We start from the raw sequence: 18,373 nt of genomic DNA on the forward strand, positions 1-18,373 counted from the left end.
TAAATTTTTCTTGCATTTGATTGCCGAGTTTGAAGGTCTAAAACGATGGCTCTCCGGCACTGGGTTGACGCTGCAAAAAGTGGAGAAAATCCAACAGTTCTTCATCGCTCAGTTGCTGGCGCGATCGCTTGCCGTAGCGTTCGAGTAAACAGGCACGGCCTTGGGCTTCTGTCCATCCCAAGCGTTTCATTTCCACAGTGGTTTGGGCAATTTCATCCGCCAGATCCACGGGTTCGCGCTTAGGGGGGGGCTTCTCGCTAACAGGTTTGACCGCTGGCTTACTGCGACGGGGATTGGGAGGGGGGGTGGGTTCTAGGAGCAGATCAGTATTGCTGGCCTCTGACCAAGGAGCTGCCTCGAGGGCTGCGGGGGTGCGGGGAATCAGTTCCGCTTCCGTTTGCACAGGGAGGTGAATACCGAGAAGTTGCAGGGCACGCTGGCGGGCACTATCTTCCGCCTGTTCTAGGGTGGGGGCAGCAGCCATCCCCGTGGCTAAAATCGTGTCGCCCACAAGGAGGGTGGTTTTGACAATAAAGAGGCCGTCATGAATTTGCAATAAATCACTGACAATGCTGCCGGTCGGATAGCGGCGGTGGAATTCGCTCATGGGGTTGCCGCAATAAAACGACGCATCGAGTTGATCTTATCCTATCCTTGCTGAAGGGCTGGCCTAGAGGAGATTCAGTACTGCCTTGTGAACCGCAGCCGATTGCAGGTAGGGTTGATAGTCGGGCACGGGGGCTGCGAAGGTGTGTTGCCATTGGTGGATCAAGGCAGTGGGGTCAGGGGGCAATGCTGCTAGTTCAACCCCCGCCATACCCGTATCGGCCATGAGGTAACTCACCTTGGGATCATAGCTGAGGGCAAAACAGCGACAACCCACACTGGCCGCCATGATCAGGGCATGGAGGCGCATGGCGATCGCCCCCGCCGTTGTTGCCAACAGTCCCTTCATCTCGCGGGGATCCTCACAGGACACAAGTTGCGTCTGCTCAGGCTGCAATGCCCCATAGAGATCCTCAGCCAAGGGCAAATCCTGTTGGGGCTGAAAGGGCAACAGCAAAAGCGGTACCCCCGTCTCTGCCTGCCACTGCCGCAAGGCCATTTTTAGAAGCTGCCAGCGATCGCCCGTGAGGTGTCGATGGGGACGTAAACACACAGCAATGGGCGCCTTGTCCTTGGGAGGTAGAACAGGACGGGCTGACATCAGCCACACGGGATCGGCACCCTGTTGATGGGGAATGCCCCACTGCCGCAAGAGAGCCGCTGACCCGGAATCGCGCACCGTGACTGCAAGACAACGCCGCAGAAGTGCCCGTGTCCACCAACGATAGAGGGGCGATCGCACTGGTCCAATCCCCTGTGCCCAGGCAAGGGTGCGACAGCCAAACTGTTGAGCCAGCGTCATCAGACCAAGGTAATAGAGGGGGCTGCGCCAACTGGTGACATCCTGAATGAGGCTCCCACCACCCCAAATGAAGGCTTGGCTCTGTTGTAGGGTGCGCAGCACCTTTGGCCACTGGCGGCGATCGCAGGTAGCAACGCCATAGCGGGCTGCTGTAGCTGTAGGATTGCCGCTGAGGACGACCGGTGAAACGTGGGGCGGCAACTGTTCGAGGAGCGTTGCCAAGAGGGCTTCGTCCCCGGCATTGCCATAGCCGTAGTAGCCACAGAGAAAGACTTGACTCATGGGACAGGCTCCACTAGCGGCACTGCCTGAAGAATGTCTTGAAGAACGTTGATCAAGGCGGGGGTGGGTTGAATGGCTGGCACCAAGGAAACAGCGTGGTGGGGATACCTGACTTGCAATGTCGCTAGTTGGCTGTGGACCTGATCAACGGTTTTACCGCCAAAGAGAAAGTAGCCATAAATTTTGCTACTGGTATATCCCTGAGCCATCCGCGTCTCAATGGCATGGTCTAAACTTCCCACTTCAGTCAGGAGCGCTGGATGCACACCACAGGTCTGACACAGTTCCTCAAACCAAGGGCGAACTTCAGGCCGACGACTGCCGTGGCCAAGGAGAATATCGGCGGCTGCATCAGCGATCGCCCGTTGTAACCATGCTTGAAAAAGCGGCTGTCCCCCCAAGAAGGGGAGTAATTGCATGGGAAGCACCGACTCGGCTGCCGCGATCGCCTGCGGCAGATCCACCACCACATGGTTGCCCGGCAGTAAAAACAGGGGTAGAATGACTACCCGCTGAGCGCCTTGGCGTTGCGCTTGGCCACTGAATTCCTGAATCTTGTTAGGCAGTGGTTCTTCCTCAAGGGTGCCCCAGCCCACCATTCCTAGGCGGGTGAGTTGCTGACACAAAAAGGCCATGGCCGCCTGTGGCTCAGGGGCAGGACTGCCGTGGCTAATGAGAAAGTAGGCCATCATGATGGGGCAGAAAAGCGCGATCGCCAGTTCTCACTCAAGAGTTCCTGTTGCGGTACCAAGACCTGCTCCCCAGAGGTCAACCACTTCACTTGCACGGTGCGATCTGTAGCCTCACTCTCGCCAATCACCAGACACACCGTAGCACCAACGCGATCGGCGCGTTTGACCTGTTTACCAAAGGCACTGCCGCTGAGATCCACCTCAACGGTGTAACCTTGATGCCGCAATTGCTGTGCCAAAATCAGGCCTTGGCGTTCGGCAGCTTTGCCACGGGTCACCATATAAAGGTAGGGTTGATCGCGCGGCGGCAACGGGCGATCGCGCAGGAGTAAAATCAATCGTTCCAGTCCCATCGCCCAACCAATGGCGGGGGTGGCAGGTCCCCCTAATTCCTCGACAAGGTGATCGTAGCGCCCCCCCCCACAGACGGTTCCCTCATTGCCCAAACTCAAATCCTGAAATTCAAAGGCGGTGTGGGTATAGTAGTCGAGGCCCCGCACAAGGGCAGGATTTATCTGGTAGCGGATGCCCAGATCCTGCAAGAGGGATTGCACCTGCTCAAAATGGTTGCGCGATCGCGGACTGAGATAATCCAACAGCCGCGGCGCTTCCTTAACAATCGCTTGGGTGTGAGGGTCTTTACTATCGAGGATGCGCAGGGGATTGCGGTGGAGGCGTTCTTGGGAATCGGGGTCTAACTCTGCCTTGTAGGGGGTGAGGTAATCCACCAAGGCCTGACGATACTCACTGCGATCCTCGCGATCGCCCACGGAGTTGAGCATCAGGGTTAACTCCTTCAATCCCAGGGCCTGCAAAATATCTAAAGCCACAGCAATGACTTCGGCATCGGCACGGGGATCGGCACTGCCTAAAACTTCCACCCCCAACTGGTGAAACTGGCGATAGCGACCGGACTGTGGCCGCTCGTAGCGAAACATGGGCCCTAGGTACCACAGGCGTTGGACGCCCCCTTGGCTGTGCAAACCATGTTCAATATAGGCGCGCACCACCCCCGCCGTGCCCTCTGGCCGCAGCGTCAGCGACCGTTGACCGCGATCGCTAAAGGTGTACATTTCCTTACTGACAATATCGGTGGCTTCACCAATGCCCCGCTCAAACAAAGGGGTTTGCTCAAAAATGGGAGTGCAAATTTCGCGGTAGGCAGCGCGATCTAAAATCTGGCGAGCAATGGTTTCTAAATACTGCCAATAGACCCGCTCAGCGGGCAAAATATCGCGAGTTCCCCGTGGTGCTTGCAAACCCATGTGTGGTCAATGCGCAAATGAAACAGACGTATTATACCTGCCTAGCTTCCTAGTAACTTCTCCACCCGCTCTAGAACCTCGCGAATGTGCTTTAATTCCCCGAGAATTTCCTTGAGGAGATCATCTGTCGGATTGGGGGGCGTGGTTTTTAATTCCACTTGGAGGGTAGTAATGCCCATCACGTCACGGGCAAAACGAGCCACTTCATTGGGGTGAAACAGCAGCGGTTCACGACGGCTTTTGCGATGCTCTGGATTGAGGCGTTGGGGATCAAAGGGGGGATTAATGGTTTCATTATTGGTGTTGACATAACGATAAATAGACGCACGGGAGCGGCGGAGAGTTTGCTGCACTTGATCAATGGTCATTAACTCATCCCCCCCCGCAGGATAGGAAGAACGCTGCATTGAGAACGGCCAAACGGTAATGTTGCTATCAAACTTATTTTACTGTAAGGATATGGACATCAAATCGTCAGGTTTTCATGCTAATTCCTTGGGCGTTAGGCGGAAAGGGGCGTTGTTGGTGTGCCAACAGGCCACTGGCAAATGAGAATGCCATTGCCGAGCGATCGCCCCCCGCTAAATCCGCAAGGGCTTGAACACGTGCCTCACCGCTTAAGTATTGCACACGAATTACCGTTGTGGCGGCACTGGGATCAATGTCCTTTTGCACCAAATAGTGATGATCAGCCGCTGCCGCAATCAAGGATTGATGGGTAACGCACAACACCTGATGGGTTTCCCCCAATCGTCTTAAACTCTCGGCGATCGCCCCCGCCACGCGTCCGGAAACCCCAACATCAATTTCATCAAAAATTAGCGTTTTCGGTGTTTGCTGTGTCGTCAAGCAGGTCTCCAACGCCAGTGAAAATCGGCTCATTTCACCGCCAGAGGCAATCTCCCCAAGGGGTTGCAGGGGTTGGCCAGGATTGGCACTCCAGAGAAACCTAATCTCGTCACTACCGTGACTACTGGCTTCTGTGGTTGTGACCTGCACGATAAAACGGGCTTGGGGGAGTCCAAGGGGTTGAAGATGGGTCAGCAGGTCTTGTTCGAGGCGTTCTGCTGCCTTTAGTCGTAATTCGTGAAGTGCCGCACTGGCTTGTTCAAGGGTCTGCCGCAGTTGGGCAACTTCTGCTTCTAGGGACTCTTGGCTAGTAGAGGCATCCCTGAGGGCAGCTAATTCTGCTTGGATGCGATCGCGATAGGCAATGACACTGGCTAAATCAGGGCCATACTTGCGACACAGGCGTTGTAATTGGTGAATGCGCTGACCTAGGGCATCGAGTGTGGCTGGATCCGCATCGAGGCGATCGGCATAACTGCGCAGTTGGCGGGCGGCTTCTTCGGTGTGGGCGATCGCCCCTGCCAACAATTCGCTCATCGGCTGAAGCGCTGGATCCCAGTTGGCAATGGCTTGCACTGCCCCTTGGGCTTGGGCCAGCAACGTCACCACACTCGGTTCCCCTTCGTAGAGGAGGTGATAGGCCTGTTGGCTTTGGCTTTGCAGTTCCTGCACATGGCTGAGGCGTTGGTAGTCCTGTTGCAATTGGGTCAGTTCTTCAGGGTCGTCTAGGGCAGCCGGCAACAGTTCTTGGAGTTGAAAGTGCAGTAAGTCGAGTCGCTGGAGCCGTTGCTGTTCCTGAGCGGCAAAATCCTGCAATTCCCGTTGCCGTTGTTGCCATACTCGGTAGGCGTCTGCCACCCGCTGCCGCTGGCTCATTAAGGCCTCGCCCCCATAGCGATCAAGCCAATCCCGCTGTTGAGAGGCACTGGCCAGTTGTCCTGCCTGTCCTTGAGCTGTCAGGCGCACAAGGTGCCGCCGCAATTCCTGAAGTTGCTGGCGATTCACTAACACACCATTGACGCGGCTGCGACTGCGAAAGGTCTCTCCCTTGAGACTAAACTCGCGGCTACAGATCACCTCATCCCCTTCAGCATCAATTTCTAGGGTGGCCAGCCAGTCTCTCACTGGGGGGGTCAGGGTGAAAGTGGCTTCGATACAGCCCTGCTCTGTCCCCGATCGCAATTGCCGCGCCGAGAGCTTCCCCCCAAGGAGAGCATCAATGGCATCGAGGAGAATCGACTTGCCTGCCCCCGTTTCCCCCGTGAGGACATTCAACCCCCGCTGAAAGGTCACCTCTAGCTCCGCAACGAGGGCAAAGTTCTGAATCCGCAGCGTTTGTAGCATTGTGGCTCCACTAGAGCAACGGTTCTAGGGCCATCCTTGAGCAAAGGGCGGTGACCCACTTTTGGAATCGTGCGACTTGATTTTGTACCGCTGATTAGCCTACATAGTATGAAGGTAACATTTTGCAACAATGTGAGGAGCGACCGCGCGGATGATCACGGAGGCAGCGATCCCGGCCACGGTTCCCAAGGAATTTTTAGGTCCCCCGATGGGCTTTAATCCCACCTTAGTGATGTTTTTTGCCGCATTTGCGATCGCCATTTTATCCACTTGGGGCTACTTTCAAGGTCACTGGCCGGGCTGGGTCTCATTTGTGGCCAATATGCTGGCCTTGCACCTCATGGGCACAGTAATCCACGATGCCTCCCACAATGTTGCCCACAGTAACCGCATTATGAATGCAATTATGGGTCATGGCAGTGCCCTGATGTTGGGGTTTGTTTTCCCTGTCTTTACACGGGTGCACATGCAGCACCATGCCCATGTCAATGATCCCGAAAACGATCCCGACCACTATGTCTCCAAAGGGGGACCCCTGTGGCTGATTGCACCCCGCTTTTTCTACCATGAGGTGTTCTTTTTTAAGCGGCGGCTTTGGCGCAACTATGAACTTTGGGAGTGGTTTCTCAGTCGCTTGACGCTGGTGGGCATTGTGATCTTTGCGGCGTTTAATGGCTATTTAGACTACGTGCTTAATTATTGGTTTTTGCCTGCCGGGGTGGTGGGTCTGATGTTGGGGCTGTTTTTTGACTATTTTCCCCACCGTCCCCATACCGAGCGCGATCGCTGGCACAATGCTCGCGTTTATCCCAGCCGCCTCCTAAACATCCTCATTTTTGGTCAAAACTATCACCTCATCCACCATCTCTGGCCGAATATCCCTTGGTACAAAGTGCAGCCGGCCTACTACGCCGTTAAACCCCTCCTCGATGCCCACGGCTGCAAACAGACCCTTGGTATATTGGAACCAGGGAATTTCTTGCCCTTTCTCTATGATGCTTTGGTGGGTTTGCATTTCCATCGCCCTCGTTCTTCCTGAGGTGAATCTCCGGTATGCTGGCTGACGCTGCGGGCGATCGCCCCCCTGTGGTGGCGGTTGAGAACTTACAAAAGTCCTACCGTAGCGGATTTTGGCTGCGGACGGTGCTCACGCCCCTCAAGTCTGTCTCGCTGCGAGTGTACAAGGGGGAAACCTTTGGCCTACTTGGCCCCAATGGCGCCGGTAAAACCACCCTGCTGAAGATTCTCTTGGGGCTAGTGCAACCCAGTGCAGGGCAGGGTACGCTGCTGGGACATCCCTTGGGGGATCGCGCCGTGCGGCAGCGGATTGGCTACCTGCCGGAAAACCCCTACTTTTATGACTATTTGACGGCTTGGGAGTTCCTAGAGTTTACGGCGGGACTCTTTGGCCTCAGTGCCGCCACCTGCAAAGAACGCATTCCTCTGCTGTTGGAAATGGTGGGCCTCAACCTCAAGGATGCCCGCAAAAAGCAAATGCGCCGCTACTCGAAGGGGATGGTGCAGCGGGTGGGATTGGCGCAAGCCCTGATTAACGATCCCGAAGTGGTCTTTTTGGACGAACCCATGTCGGGTCTCGACCCCCTTGGCCGCTACCAAATTCGCGAGATCATTCTTTCCTTAAAACAGCAGGGCAAGACGATCTTCTTTAATAGTCATGTCCTAGCGGATGTGGAGGCCATCTGCGATCGCATTGGTATTTTGGCGCAAGGGCAATTGATTTGCGCAGGCGGTGTGGATGAACTCCTTGGCAGTAGCGAAGCCTATCACGTGGTGGGCAAAGGCGGTCATGTGGATGGCCTTCAGGAATGGCTCTATTCCTTAGATATTCAGGGCGATCGCTGGCAAGGCGTGATCAAAATTCCCCTACAACGCTTCCTCACCCTCGTTGAAGAAATGGGCGGTAAAATCCTCCAACTGCGCCTTGCTCGCCCCACCCTCGAAGAGTTTTTTGTGGAACAACTGCGTCAACAGGGGATTCAAGTGAGCCATTAGGGATGCAATCCATCTGAAGCCCTCGTCGCAAAAGGTCATCATCTATGCTGAACTGGCGCCGTTTTCTCTGGTTGAGTTGCTTGGCCGCTCTCTTAGTGGTTGCCTGCGGTACCTCTGCCTCTTCTGTGGCCACTGATACCCTCAGCCAGCAAATTGAGCAATTGCGACAGGCGCCCCTCACCGTCGTCGTTGAGAATGCCCAAGGCCGTCCGATTCCCCATGCCCACGTCCAACTGCTGCAGCAAAGCCATGCCTTTCCCTTTGGCGTTGCCCTCGATACGGAGATGTTTCGCCCCAGCCCACCTCCGGCTGCTGACTGGTACAAACAAACGGCTCAGGCAAACTTCAATGCCGCCGTCCATGAAAATGCCCTCAAGTGGTATCAATTGGAGCCAGAGCAGGGCAAGCTGGACTTTACTATGGCTGACGCCCTCTTCAGCTGGGTGCAGGCCCAAGGCTGGCCAATGCGGGGGCATACCCTCTTTTGGGAAGTGGAGCAGTTTAATCCCCCATGGCTGAAAACACTGCCACCAGAGCAATTGCGCGCAGCGGTGAAAAACCATGCCATTACTGTCTGTCGCCACTATCGCGGTCGGATCAACGAATTTGATGTCAACAATGAGATGCTCCATGGCAATTTTTTCCGCAGTCGCCTTGGGGAGGGCATTGTCAAGGAGATGTTTGCATGGTGCCGCGAGGGCAATCCCGATGCGATTCTCTATGTCAACGACTACGGCATCATTGAGGGCGATCGCCTGAACGACTATGTTGAGCAAATTCGCAGTCTCTTGGCCCAAGGGGTGCCCCTTGGCGGGATTGGGATTCAAGCCCATCTGGAATATCCCTTGGATGAGGCCAAAATGCAGCGGGCTCTTGATACCCTCGCCCAGTTCAATCTCCCCTTGAAAATTACCGAAGTGAGTGTGAGTTTGGCCGATGAGCAACAGCAGGCCCAGACCCTGCGCCAAATTTATCGCATTGGTTTTGCCCACTCCGCAGTCAAGGAAATTTTGCTTTGGGGCTTTTGGGCGGGGAACCATTGGCGCCCCCAAGCCGGACTCTATCGCCAAGACTTTTCCGCCAAGCCAGCGGCGATCGCCTACCGCAAACTGCTGTTTGAGGAGTGGTGGACAAAGGTGACGGGTCAAACCAATGCCCAAGGCCAATGGCAAGGACGCGGCTATCTTGGTCGCTATCGCTTAACAGTGACAGCCCAAGGCCAAACCCGCACACAGGAGTTGACACTGCCTCAAGGGGGGACAACCGTCACCGTTCGGCTATGAGCCTAGCCCCGCATCGCCCCCATCAAGAGGGACAGCCAACCCAAGGGATTGCCGCCAGCGTAAATGTCCATGACCGCCTGCGCCAGTTGGGGTAGGCTGCGATGGCCATAGAACCAAGGGGGCGTCACCGGTAACTGGAAGGGAACACGCACCACGGCTTTTTCGGGATAGTCAAACAGGAAGCTATTGTGAACCACGCCCACCCCAGAACCAATGGCCGCTGGTGTATGTCCGGGAAAGGCTCCCCAAGGCGTACAGCCCAATCCATAGGCCAAGGAGACCCACGCATTAATGGCAATAGAACCGTAGCGCAGTTGGGCGATCGCCTGTTCCAGCACTTCTGCACAGCTGGCCTCAGTGCGCGGATCAACGATTAGACTACAGCCGAGGGTACCCCAGAGCCGCTCATTGACAAAGGGCACGGCAGTGGTGAGGTAGGCGGCGGCATCGCTAACGGGCAGTTGCACCTCTGCCAACAGACCACAAAAGACCTCTTCTTGGAAAATGCGGGGATTGGCCGTGGGGGTGAGGCCTTCAATCAGGGTCCAAGGAATTGTGCCTTCGACAGCGGGACTCAGCACCGTGGCTTGGGGATAATCCGCCAGAAACGACTCATAGCGGGCGATCGCCCCCGGATAATAGGCAGGGCGAGGGGGAATCGCTTGCAGTTGTGCCTTCAGGGCGTTGAGGAATGCCTCTCGCTGCGGCCATCCCGCAGCCGTGACGAGGATTTGCGCCCCAATGCAGTTAAAGCTGGCGTTATGGACAAGGGCACTGGCCACTTGGCGGGCTTGGTAGGTCAGTTCTGCTGCTGTCCATTCGCCGGGAACGATCAACAGGGGAGTGACATTTCCCAGTTCTGCTGTCACGGGTTTGGTTAGCTTCCGTTGTTGGCGAGCTTTGCGAATGGCCTGCTCGGCCGCCGTTTCTCCCCAAACAAGGCGATTGTAGGTGTGGTGGGAACCGGTAATGTGAATGTGCTGCGTCAATGGATGATGGCAGAGGGCTTCCCCTAGGGCGGCATCTCCTTCAACAATCTCAAGGAAACCCGCCTCAATTAAGGGCGCACAAATCTTGCGAAAACACTCCGTCAAGGGCGCCAAGAGGGGATTCATCTTCAGTAGTGCCACTCGATTGGCCGCCACCAGTTGATAGAGGGCATCCGCCAAGCACAATGATGTGATATTGCCCGCCCCCAGCACCACAACGACCCCCGGCGGCGGTGGGTTACGGTGGGCACTGCCCTGACTTGGGGGTTGATCGGGTTGGAGCCAAACTTCGGCTTTCACCCCAAACCAAAGTAAACGCTCTTGCCAATTGCGCGGCAGAATGTCAGCGATCGCCTGACCGGTGGGGGCGGTTCGCCAGCGGGGCACTGGGGGGGCGGCTTCGTGACGCAGGGCATAGAGATAGTGATCCAGCTTGAGGATGAGTCCCAAAGGACCTGTTGTCCACTCTTCCCCTGCCCAAACCCCTTGGGGATCAATGCCTTTGATTTGACAGGCCAAGGTCACCCATTCTGAAGCATGGCGACGGGCAAGGGTTTTCATTGCTTGGAGATAGCCCATGCGCTCTCGCGGTGCGAGGGATTGCCAGCGGCTGGCCTGCTGATGGAGGCGTTCCAGTTCGGGAATGGTGGTTGTTGAGAGTGTCATAAAAGGTGGTTGATTTTCTCCTGTGGGCATGGTTTGACAGCGGTGCCGGTGTGCTGTTGTCGTCAATACTCCTCTGCCAAGAAACTCAATCGCGATCGCCAGCCCGCTGCGCTACATTAAAAAATTATGAACGATGCAAGGGAGGTAAGGCGTGATTCGTCCCGACAGCGAAGTCATTTTAGAGGTGCGTGATCTCACGGCCAGTGTGGAGGACACCCCCATTCTCAAAGGCCTGAATCTGACGATTCGCGCTGGGGAAATTCACGCCATCATGGGTCCCAATGGCTCCGGCAAAAGCACCTTCTCCAAAATTCTCGCGGGTCATCCCGACTACACCGTAACTGGTGGCAAAGTGCTCTACAAAGGCAAAAATCTCTTGGACTTGCCCCCAGAGGAACGTGCTCGCGAAGGCGTCTTTTTGGCGTTTCAATACCCCCTTGAAATTCCGGGGGTGAGCAATCTCGACTTTTTGCGGGTGGCCTACAACGCCAAGCGCAAGCATCAAGGTCTCGAGGAACTGGATGCCTTTGACTTTGATGATCTCGTGCGACAGAAAATTGAACTGGTGAAGTTGGATGAAGGCTTCCTCAATCGCGGGGTGAATGAGGGTTTCTCCGGCGGCGAGAAAAAGCGCAATGAAATTTTGCAAATGGCTCTGCTGGAGCCGACTCTAGCCATTCTCGATGAAACCGACTCTGGGCTTGATATTGATGCCCTGCGCATTGTTGCCAATGGGGTCAACCAACTGACTCGTCCTGATAACTGCATTCTGCTGATTACTCACTATCAACGGCTGCTGGACTACATCGTGCCCGACTATGTCCATGTGATGGAGGGGGGGCGGATTGTTCTGACCGGGCCGAAGGAACTGGCGCTAGAACTGGAAGCACGGGGCTATGACTGGGTTCGCGAAGAGGAGGGGGCTGTATCATGACCATTACAGTCAACGCCAATTCCGATCAAGCGGATCTGCCCAAGGCCAGTCGCACGAATGAACTCAATGATCTATTGAACTGCGCACCGCCCCCGCGCCATGCTGAGTTAGAATCCCTGCGGCAAGCGGCCCGCGATCGCCTCCATGAGCAAACCTTGCCCACCCCCCGCGATGAGGATTGGCGCTTTACGGATTTATCGGCTTTACGGACGCGATCCTTCCAAGCCCCCATTGCCCCCCTCAATCCAGAAATTGTTGCCGAAGTGCGGCATCTGCTGTGTGAGCGCAGCTTTCCAACCGTTGCCCAAATTGTTCTGATTGATGGCTATTTTTGCGGAGAACTCTCCCGTGTGAATGCCGCTGGGGTTGAGCTATTGCCCCCTTCCCTACCAGCGATCGCGCCCCCAGAGGTCTTTAGTGATCTCAATGCCGCCATGCTTGCGGATCGGGTTTGTCTGCGTCTATCGGGGACTCTCCCTGAACCGGTGGAGGTGTTCTGTGTCAGTAGTCGGCAGCAGCAGAGTGTGGTGTCACCGCGTCTGACAGTTCAAGTTGCTGCCCACGGTCAAGCTACCCTGATTGAACGCTTTTTGTCCCTCACGGGCGATCAACAGTTTACCAACAGTGTCACGGAACTCTCCCTAGGAGCCAGTGCCCGCCTGCGCCATGTGCGGATTCAACACCAATCACCAACGGCGATTCACATTGGCTGTACAGCGGTGTGCCAAGCCCAAGACAGTGACTACGAGGGGCACGCCGTTGATTTGGGGGGATGCTTGAGCCGCCACAATTGGCAGGTGCAGATCCAAGGTAGTGGCAGCCAGACAATCCTGAAGGGACTGGCGATCGCCATGGATAGCCAAATTATGGACACCCACTCGGCAGTGTTCTTTAATGCTCCCCATAGCGGCAGTGAACAGATTCACAAGTGCATTCTTGGCGATCGCGCCCACGGTATTTTTAATGGTCGCGTTGTTGTGCCCCAAGTGGCGCAGCTCACGGATGCTAGCCAACTCAATCGCACGCTGCTGCTCTCCGACAAAGCCCGCGTGGATACCAAGCCCCAACTAGAAATTGTGGCTGATAACGTCAAGTGCTCCCACGGTGCCACTGTCAGTCAACTGGCGGCAGAGGATATCTTCTATCTGCGCAGTCGTGGCCTTGATGAGCGCCAAGCGCGGGATTTACTGGTGAAGGCCTTTGCCCTTGAGCAACTGGTGGAGATTGAGCCAGACCCCCTGCGGCAGGAAATTGAAGAAGCGCTCTTGGCTAAGCTACACTAACCCCTGTTCTTTGGGCAGCATGAATCTTGGCCAAGAAGAATCAGGTGGCGATCGCGCCCCCACCAGAGCCGCTGTTGCTGACGAAGGTGGTGGAGTAAGCGGGTTACGGTCACCCGAGTAATGCCTGTGTAGCGGGACAGTTGGGCATGGGTGAACCGCACAGGGAGGCGAACACCCGCGGGGGTGCTGACGCCAATCATTTGCCCCAAAACCACTAAAACTTCATACAATCGCTGCACAGCAGTGGGATAATGACCGGCCTTCAGTAACAGATCACTGTAGTACTGCCGATACTGTTGCCCCTCGCAAATGAGGCGTGGTAAGTGGGCAGATGCGTGTACCTCAGCGGCCGTAAATGAGAGGAGGCGACTTGGGCTCAGCGCCTGTATTTCATAGCAAAGATCAGGGGAGCCACAAACGGCCATTCCCGCCGTCCCTAACCCAATAAAACAGAGGTTGCCGTCGCTGTCGACGAGGTTGATCTCAATAATCCCTGTTTGAATCAGCCAAACACGCTCCCGCAGCACGAGGGATGCATTGCGGCCTAGCTCAAAAGCTGGGTAGGCTTTCGCCACAGTTGTGGCTGGATCAATAGGTGTGTAGAGGGGGACGGACATCATTCCCATACCCAAAAACGGAATGATTACTATTATCAAAATTCAAAAGAGAGGCAACCCCGCATTCACTGAGTTGCCCCAAAACCATCTAGAGACCAAACTCTTGCTTGAGTTGTGCGACCCACTGCTGAACGCGTTGATCCGTAAGATCGGACTGGTTGTCTTCATCAATGAGTAGACCCACAAACCGATCTCCCCGCAGCGCTTGGGAGGCATTGAATTCATACCCCGCCATCGACCAGTATCCTACCGTCTCACCACCCCGTTCACTGATTTTTGCCTCAAGAATACCAATGGCATCGCCAAAGTTGTCAGCATAGCCCACTTGATCTCCTGCGCCAAAGTAGGCCACTTTTTTGCCAGTGAAATCAATGCTGTCTAGCTCCTCGTAAAAGCCCTCCCAGTCGGCTTGAAGTTCGCCCACATTCCACGTTGGACAGCCGATAATCAGACGATCGTAGGCTTCAAAGTCAGAGGGACTTGCTGATGCAATATCATGCAGTTCTACCACCGCAGCATTGGCAAAGGCGGACTGGATTTTCTCTGCAATCATCTGGGTGTTGCCAGTTTGGGTTCCATAAAATAAGCCAATTGTTGCCATCGATAACATCCTCGTAAATTTTTGCTGGCGTTCTCCTAGGATGTTCTGGGGCGATCGGCAGGATTGGGGAGCCTGTGAACACTGTCGTGCTCCCCTATTTATTATTGCAAATTTATTTCAATTGGAAACCTGTTTTAGAAGACTCGCTGTTGATCGTCCAAAAATTTCGAGCCTCTGTTCAGCACCGATTGTGCCCTCAATGGAGTCGTCGTAGTTGGCAATCAAAGCTCCCTTGTACTGAAGCAGCTATGGTCAAGAGGCCAACCAAGGGCAGAAGGTTCTTAGGAATCTGAGTAAGCGATCCCCACCATCTAGGCGGTGCTGCTGGCGAGATCACCCGAAGCGCTTACCGCGCATTTTCCAGCCCGTTAAAAACATCAGGAGCAAGACGCCACTGAGCGCCAAGATGTAGAGAGGCTTGAAGGCAACACCCAAATAGGCTCCTTCATGGATCTGGAGTAAGACAGCCAGCTGCTGTTTTGGCAAATGCAGCCACTGTTGACTCAAGTGGTAAGCAACTCCTGTGATGGCACTCACCAAAAGCGGCAGCAAGACAACAATAGCTCCATACTGATGGATGAGTCTCAGGCTGCTGCTTGGCTGAGCCAGCCGGTGGTACTGCTTGAGTCGTCTGGGATTGATTAACCTAAAACCACTGACGGTCAGTACGGCCACACCTAACCCCAAGCAGAGCACATAGAGCAAACTGAAGGACTCCCCCAAAAAGGCGCCCGTATGGATTGTCATCATCAATTTGCCAAAGTCTTTGGATAGTCCTAACCAACTGCGACCCAACCGATAGGCCAATCCGCTACACATCGTTAACCCCAAGGGCAGCCACAGCGCGATCGCGACTTGACGATGCAGTTGACGTACTTTCATTCTCGCCCGTCCCCATTCAACTCAGTAGATTCCTGAAAGGAATACCTTGGCTTAAATATCCGCCCATTTGCGCAGTAAATTGGCGTGCACCTTGCAGAGCAGGTCAAACTCAATGGTTTTCCCCTGTTTTTCAAAAATGCTGCGGCGAACAGTATCTAGTTCAAACAGGAGTTCTCGCTCCAAGGGATCGCGAATTAAACTTTGCACCCATGTGACTGCCGCAAGGCGAACACCCTGACTCACTGGTTCCACTCGATGCAAAAAGATGGCTGGATACGCAATCATTGAGCCCGCAGGCAACCTAAAGGACTGTTCGCCCAAACTGGTATCGAGAACCAAGGTTCCCCCTTCATAGGTACAAGGATCACTCAGAAAGAGGGTGAGGGACACATCAGAGCGACTCAACTGCTCACCGCTACCCATTAGGGCATTATCCATGTGGCTGCCATAGACCATGCCGGGTTCGTAGCGGCTAAAAAGGATGGGACGGATGACCTTAGGTTGTACATAGGCTTGGAAGAGATGATTTCTTGTTAAGGCTGCAAGCACGATTTCTGAAGCCAGCGCATACGCCTCACTGTCTTGCGCCAATTGTTGATTGTCTTTAACAGTTTTTGCATAGATGCCAGCAGTCAATTTGCCATCTACAAAGACCCCTGCCTCAAGGATGGCATTTAGGCGATGCAGTTCTTCAGAGGTTAAGACTTGATGGATTTGCAGTAGCATTGGCTCGCTTTCCTAGGGGCTGACCCATAAAGACAGCAACTTGGGGGGAGGAAAAACAAGGTTGACCTCCTCCCCGGCCTGAAGGCTGTAGATTCCTTCTTCCTGCTTTAACTTTACGAATGGGAATAGGGCCACCAGCGTCGGCGTCGATAACGACCCCCTTCACCTTCCTCGCCTTCGCCCCATTCGCCCCGTTCGCCCCGTTCCGCCATCAGGTAAATGCTCGATCCAACAGTCCGGTTTTTGGTAGCAGCGACAGCAGAAGCACTGGCAGCCGGCGCTGGGAACTCATAGGACACCCCTCCCTCTTCACCACCGGCACTGAGATTGCTGCAACTCACCATTGTGCTTGCCAAGCCTAGGGAGACAAATAGGCAGAGGGCTTTTGAACCGTAACTATTCATAGGTTGCTCCTTGTTCAATGGGCTTTTACCCCATGATTGTGCTCAAGAAAAGTAACAATCTAGGGAAGGTTGCTGTACTTAGGAGCGGGCGGGGAGCTTGACTGTAAAGGTGGTTCCCTGATGCCGCTGACTCTGGACATCTACCGTGCCCCCATAGTGCTCAACAAGCGCCTTCACCACTGCTAAACCTAGCCCTGAGCCTTGGGCATGGTACAACTGTGCCTCCTGAGAACGCCAAAAGCGATTAAACACTCGGCAGATGTCTTCGGGAGGAATACCGATGCCAGTATCCTGAACCTCAACAATCGCAAACGCCCCCCTTTTTTTGAGGTTAATGGTTACAGCCCCATGGCTAGGGGTATAGTGAAGCGCATTATCCAAAAGATTGCTAAAAATCTCGTAAATTTGTTCAGGATTGCCATAGACATAGACATTGGTATCACAGTGATAAGTCAGATGAATCTGTTTTTTCTTAGCGCGATCGTACTGTAGCTCAACGAGTGACTCCAATAGCTCATCCAAGTCAACATTGACCCATTGACTCTGATCAAGTTTATGATGATCCATACGCGCTAGGAGCAATAGCTGATTGATCAAGGTATTCATCTGGTAACAGGCGGATAAAATTACTTTGAATTTATTTGATTGGGATGGTTCAAGATTCTTGGAGTATTGCTCTAGCAAGGAAATCGAAGATTGAATTGCCGTTAGGGGATGTCGCAATTGATGGGAGGCATCTGCAGTGAATTGTTTTAATTGATTGAGTGAAATGAGAATCGGTTGAAGACTTTGATTAGTTAACCAAAATGCTGCCAAAAGCGTAATCATACTAATGCCGAGGATATTCAATAGAAAGATAGATTTTAAGTATTCTAGCTCCCGATCTAACTCAGTGGTTGATTCTATGACACAGACATAGCCAATGGCTTGGCGATGAGGCTCCATTTTGTTTGCTCTGGCATATACCGGCAGAAAGAAATAGCGATATTGATCTTCTTTGACAATTGTTCCAGCGTCAGAAAGATGATTGGGTATACTCACTTGATCCATCCTTCTGCCTTCATAAACAATTAATTTCCTATCCTTGTCATACCATTGAACACTCTGAGAAAAATGACTGGGGAAGTTTGTCATGACTTCATAGACAGACTCAAAATAATACTTGCCCATTAATTGAGAAACTGTAATTGGTTGCAAGTCTCCTGAAACATTTTTAGGAACATACCCTTTGTATTTTGGTTCTTTCTTTAACTCTTCATACTCGTGCTGCAGGATTTCTAAGATACTTGCAGACTGGGTGCCTACTTCTTTTAGATGATCGTCGAGTTGATTGTAGCGGTGATAAACAATCAGAGAGTAAATTGAGAATGAAGAGATAGATAAAATTCCAGTAATCACCAAAAAGTATATAAAAAATAGGCGATGCCGCAGATTACTAACTCGGCGATTCAAAGTTGGGATTAAGCCGATAGCCAAAACCATAGACAGTTTCAATAAAATTAGGAGGAGCCCCGCCTGCGTTCAGTTTGTGCCGCAGTCTCTTTAAGTGTACTTTAACGGCTTCTTCCCCTGGCACTTCCTCCAATGACCACGCATGATCGATAATTGCTGAGCGGCTAAGGATGCGACTGCCGTTACGCAACAACACCTCCAAAATGGCATACTCTTTGGGGGTCAGCTGGAGCTCTTGGTTGTTATAGGTGACTTTGGCTTTGTCTAGATATAGGGTGAGGGCGCCCCACCTAAGGACAGAGGAAAATGGTAGCGACTGACGCCTCAGTAGGGCACGCACCCTAGCCAACAGTTCGGCCAGATCAAAGGGCTTGACTAGGTAGTCATCGGCGCCGGCATCAAGACCCATGACTTTGTCAGTACTGGTGTCTCGAGCCGTTAGGATCAAAATAGGCAGCTGGTAGGCTCTCTGGCGAAGGATTTGGCACAGTCTTAGGCCGTCCATGCGCGGTAAGCCTAGATCTAAAATCAGTAGGTCAAAGGCAGTGGCCTCTAAATACTCAAGAGCTGATTCGGCATCATGTACCACTTCAGGGGTGTAGCGCTGATGGGCCAAGGATTCGGCAATTAAGTTGGCGATGGTTTGATCGTCTTCAACAATTAAAATTTTCATTAAGGCCGGC

The 18,373-nt window shown here is 53.7% G+C and carries 19 protein-coding genes; 5 read left to right on the forward strand and 14 right to left on the reverse strand.

The annotated features are described in order from the left end of the window. Positions 1-37: 37 nt before the first annotated feature. From RHP47_RS02890 to recN, 6 genes are all read right to left on the reverse strand, one after another. A complete protein-coding gene (locus RHP47_RS02890; RefSeq protein ID WP_149817998.1) occupies positions 38-607 on the reverse strand; it encodes a hypothetical protein in 570 nt (189 codons plus the stop codon). Positions 608-670: 63 nt separating this feature from the next. Further along, positions 671-1,690, reverse strand: a complete 1,020-nt coding sequence (gene csaB, locus RHP47_RS02895; protein WP_149818000.1) for a polysaccharide pyruvyl transferase CsaB — start codon at positions 1,688-1,690, stop codon at positions 671-673. Next, positions 1,687-2,382, reverse strand: a complete 696-nt coding sequence (locus tag RHP47_RS02900; RefSeq protein WP_149818002.1) for a sirohydrochlorin chelatase — start codon at positions 2,380-2,382, stop codon at positions 1,687-1,689. Before RHP47_RS02900 ends, csaB begins: the two co-directional genes overlap by 4 nt. Beyond that, positions 2,379-3,647, reverse strand: coding sequence for a histidine--tRNA ligase (gene hisS, locus RHP47_RS02905; protein WP_286626517.1), 1,269 nt, complete (start codon positions 3,645-3,647; stop codon positions 2,379-2,381). The genes RHP47_RS02900 and hisS overlap by 4 nt, the downstream gene beginning before the upstream one ends. 41 nt (positions 3,648-3,688) lie before the next feature. After that, positions 3,689-4,054, reverse strand: a complete 366-nt coding sequence (locus RHP47_RS02910; RefSeq protein WP_149818006.1) for a resolvase — start codon at positions 4,052-4,054, stop codon at positions 3,689-3,691. Between the two features lie 67 nt (positions 4,055-4,121). Further along, on the reverse strand, positions 4,122-5,840 hold the full coding sequence (gene recN / locus RHP47_RS02915; RefSeq protein ID WP_286626518.1) for a DNA repair protein RecN: 1,719 nt from the start codon (positions 5,838-5,840) through the stop codon (positions 4,122-4,124). 154 nt (positions 5,841-5,994) lie between these two features. Between recN and crtR the strand changes: the two genes are divergently transcribed. From crtR to RHP47_RS02930, 3 genes are read left to right on the forward strand one after another with little or no spacing between them, the layout of a single operon-like run. Continuing rightward, positions 5,995-6,879, forward strand: a complete 885-nt coding sequence (gene crtR / locus RHP47_RS02920; RefSeq protein WP_399374355.1) for a beta-carotene hydroxylase — start codon at positions 5,995-5,997, stop codon at positions 6,877-6,879. 14 nt (positions 6,880-6,893) lie between these two features. Continuing rightward, positions 6,894-7,853, forward strand: coding sequence for an ABC transporter ATP-binding protein (locus RHP47_RS02925; RefSeq protein ID WP_149818013.1), 960 nt, complete (start codon positions 6,894-6,896; stop codon positions 7,851-7,853). A gap of 44 nt (positions 7,854-7,897) precedes the next feature. After that, on the forward strand, positions 7,898-9,136 hold the full coding sequence (locus RHP47_RS02930) for an endo-1,4-beta-xylanase (protein ID WP_226971993.1): 1,239 nt from the start codon (positions 7,898-7,900) through the stop codon (positions 9,134-9,136). Between the two features lie 2 nt (positions 9,137-9,138). Here the strand turns inward: RHP47_RS02930 and RHP47_RS02935 are convergent, their stop codons facing one another. After that, on the reverse strand, positions 9,139-10,791 hold the full coding sequence (locus RHP47_RS02935; protein WP_302679808.1) for an aldehyde dehydrogenase family protein: 1,653 nt from the start codon (positions 10,789-10,791) through the stop codon (positions 9,139-9,141). A 151-nt stretch (positions 10,792-10,942) separates the two neighbouring features. On the opposite strand from RHP47_RS02935, the gene sufC reads away from it, so the two are divergent. Both sufC and sufD read left to right on the forward strand, forming a co-directional pair. After that, a complete protein-coding gene (gene sufC, locus RHP47_RS02940) occupies positions 10,943-11,725 on the forward strand; it encodes a Fe-S cluster assembly ATPase SufC (RefSeq protein WP_149818017.1) in 783 nt (260 codons plus the stop codon). Continuing rightward, positions 11,722-13,008 carry a Fe-S cluster assembly protein SufD gene (sufD, locus tag RHP47_RS02945; RefSeq protein WP_310841008.1) on the forward strand — a complete coding sequence of 429 codons (1,287 nt, stop codon included), beginning with the start codon at positions 11,722-11,724 and terminating at the stop codon, positions 13,006-13,008. The genes sufC and sufD overlap by 4 nt, the downstream gene beginning before the upstream one ends. Here the strand turns inward: sufD and RHP47_RS02950 are convergent. The 7 genes from RHP47_RS02950 to RHP47_RS02980 form a co-directional block, all read right to left on the reverse strand. Continuing rightward, positions 13,005-13,628, reverse strand: coding sequence for a Crp/Fnr family transcriptional regulator (locus RHP47_RS02950; protein WP_310841009.1), 624 nt, complete (start codon positions 13,626-13,628; stop codon positions 13,005-13,007). The genes sufD and RHP47_RS02950 overlap by 4 nt on opposite strands. Positions 13,629-13,713: 85 nt before the next feature. Beyond that, entirely contained in the window at positions 13,714-14,226 is a 513-nt protein-coding gene (fldA, locus tag RHP47_RS02955; protein WP_149818024.1) for a flavodoxin FldA, read from the reverse strand. 333 nt (positions 14,227-14,559) lie between these two features. Next, positions 14,560-15,108: a PepSY domain-containing protein gene (locus RHP47_RS02960; protein WP_310841011.1), complete on the reverse strand. Its 549-nt coding sequence runs from the start codon at positions 15,106-15,108 to the stop codon at positions 14,560-14,562. Between the two features lie 51 nt (positions 15,109-15,159). Next, complete coding sequence (locus RHP47_RS02965) at positions 15,160-15,834, reverse strand: Fe2+-dependent dioxygenase (protein WP_286626530.1); 675 nt, start codon at positions 15,832-15,834, stop codon at positions 15,160-15,162. Positions 15,835-15,947: 113 nt separating this feature from the next. Continuing rightward, positions 15,948-16,238: a hypothetical protein gene (locus RHP47_RS02970; protein ID WP_286626531.1), complete on the reverse strand. Its 291-nt coding sequence runs from the start codon at positions 16,236-16,238 to the stop codon at positions 15,948-15,950. A 78-nt stretch (positions 16,239-16,316) separates the two neighbouring features. Then, a complete protein-coding gene (locus RHP47_RS02975) occupies positions 16,317-17,720 on the reverse strand; it encodes a cell wall metabolism sensor histidine kinase WalK (protein WP_286626532.1) in 1,404 nt (467 codons plus the stop codon). Next, positions 17,674-18,363: a response regulator transcription factor gene (locus RHP47_RS02980; RefSeq protein WP_149818035.1), complete on the reverse strand. Its 690-nt coding sequence runs from the start codon at positions 18,361-18,363 to the stop codon at positions 17,674-17,676. Before RHP47_RS02980 ends, RHP47_RS02975 begins: the two co-directional genes overlap by 47 nt. Positions 18,364-18,373 lie beyond the last annotated feature (10 nt).

Source organism: Thermosynechococcus sp. QKsg1 (assembly GCF_031586415.1).
GTDB lineage: Bacteria > Cyanobacteriota > Cyanobacteriia > Thermosynechococcales > Thermosynechococcaceae > Thermosynechococcus.

Bases quoted from the DNA above. Each gene is read 5' to 3' on its own strand.
- RHP47_RS02980 (WP_149818035.1), bottom strand. From the start codon at position 18,363: ATGAAAATTTTAATTGTTGAAGACGATCAAACCATCGCCAACTTAATT.
- csaB (WP_149818000.1), bottom strand. From the start codon at position 1,690: ATGAGTCAAGTCTTTCTCTGTGGCTACTACGGCTATGGCAATGCCGGG.
- hisS (WP_286626517.1), bottom strand. From the start codon at position 3,647: ATGGGTTTGCAAGCACCACGGGGAACTCGCGATATTTTGCCCGCTGAG.
- RHP47_RS02930 (WP_226971993.1), top strand. From the start codon at position 7,898: ATGCTGAACTGGCGCCGTTTTCTCTGGTTGAGTTGCTTGGCCGCTCTC.
- RHP47_RS02950 (WP_310841009.1), bottom strand. From the start codon at position 13,628: ATGATGTCCGTCCCCCTCTACACACCTATTGATCCAGCCACAACTGTG.
- RHP47_RS02890 (WP_149817998.1), bottom strand. From the start codon at position 607: ATGAGCGAATTCCACCGCCGCTATCCGACCGGCAGCATTGTCAGTGAT.
- RHP47_RS02900 (WP_149818002.1), bottom strand. From the start codon at position 2,382: ATGATGGCCTACTTTCTCATTAGCCACGGCAGTCCTGCCCCTGAGCCA.
- sufD (WP_310841008.1), top strand. From the start codon at position 11,722: ATGACCATTACAGTCAACGCCAATTCCGATCAAGCGGATCTGCCCAAG.
- recN (WP_286626518.1), bottom strand. From the start codon at position 5,840: ATGCTACAAACGCTGCGGATTCAGAACTTTGCCCTCGTTGCGGAGCTA.
- RHP47_RS02925 (WP_149818013.1), top strand. From the start codon at position 6,894: ATGCTGGCTGACGCTGCGGGCGATCGCCCCCCTGTGGTGGCGGTTGAG.
- fldA (WP_149818024.1), bottom strand. From the start codon at position 14,226: ATGGCAACAATTGGCTTATTTTATGGAACCCAAACTGGCAACACCCAG.
- RHP47_RS02965 (WP_286626530.1), bottom strand. From the start codon at position 15,834: ATGCTACTGCAAATCCATCAAGTCTTAACCTCTGAAGAACTGCATCGC.
- RHP47_RS02935 (WP_302679808.1), bottom strand. From the start codon at position 10,791: ATGACACTCTCAACAACCACCATTCCCGAACTGGAACGCCTCCATCAG.
- RHP47_RS02975 (WP_286626532.1), bottom strand. From the start codon at position 17,720: ATGGTTTTGGCTATCGGCTTAATCCCAACTTTGAATCGCCGAGTTAGT.
- RHP47_RS02970 (WP_286626531.1), bottom strand. From the start codon at position 16,238: ATGAATAGTTACGGTTCAAAAGCCCTCTGCCTATTTGTCTCCCTAGGC.
- RHP47_RS02960 (WP_310841011.1), bottom strand. From the start codon at position 15,108: ATGAAAGTACGTCAACTGCATCGTCAAGTCGCGATCGCGCTGTGGCTG.
- RHP47_RS02910 (WP_149818006.1), bottom strand. From the start codon at position 4,054: ATGCAGCGTTCTTCCTATCCTGCGGGGGGGGATGAGTTAATGACCATT.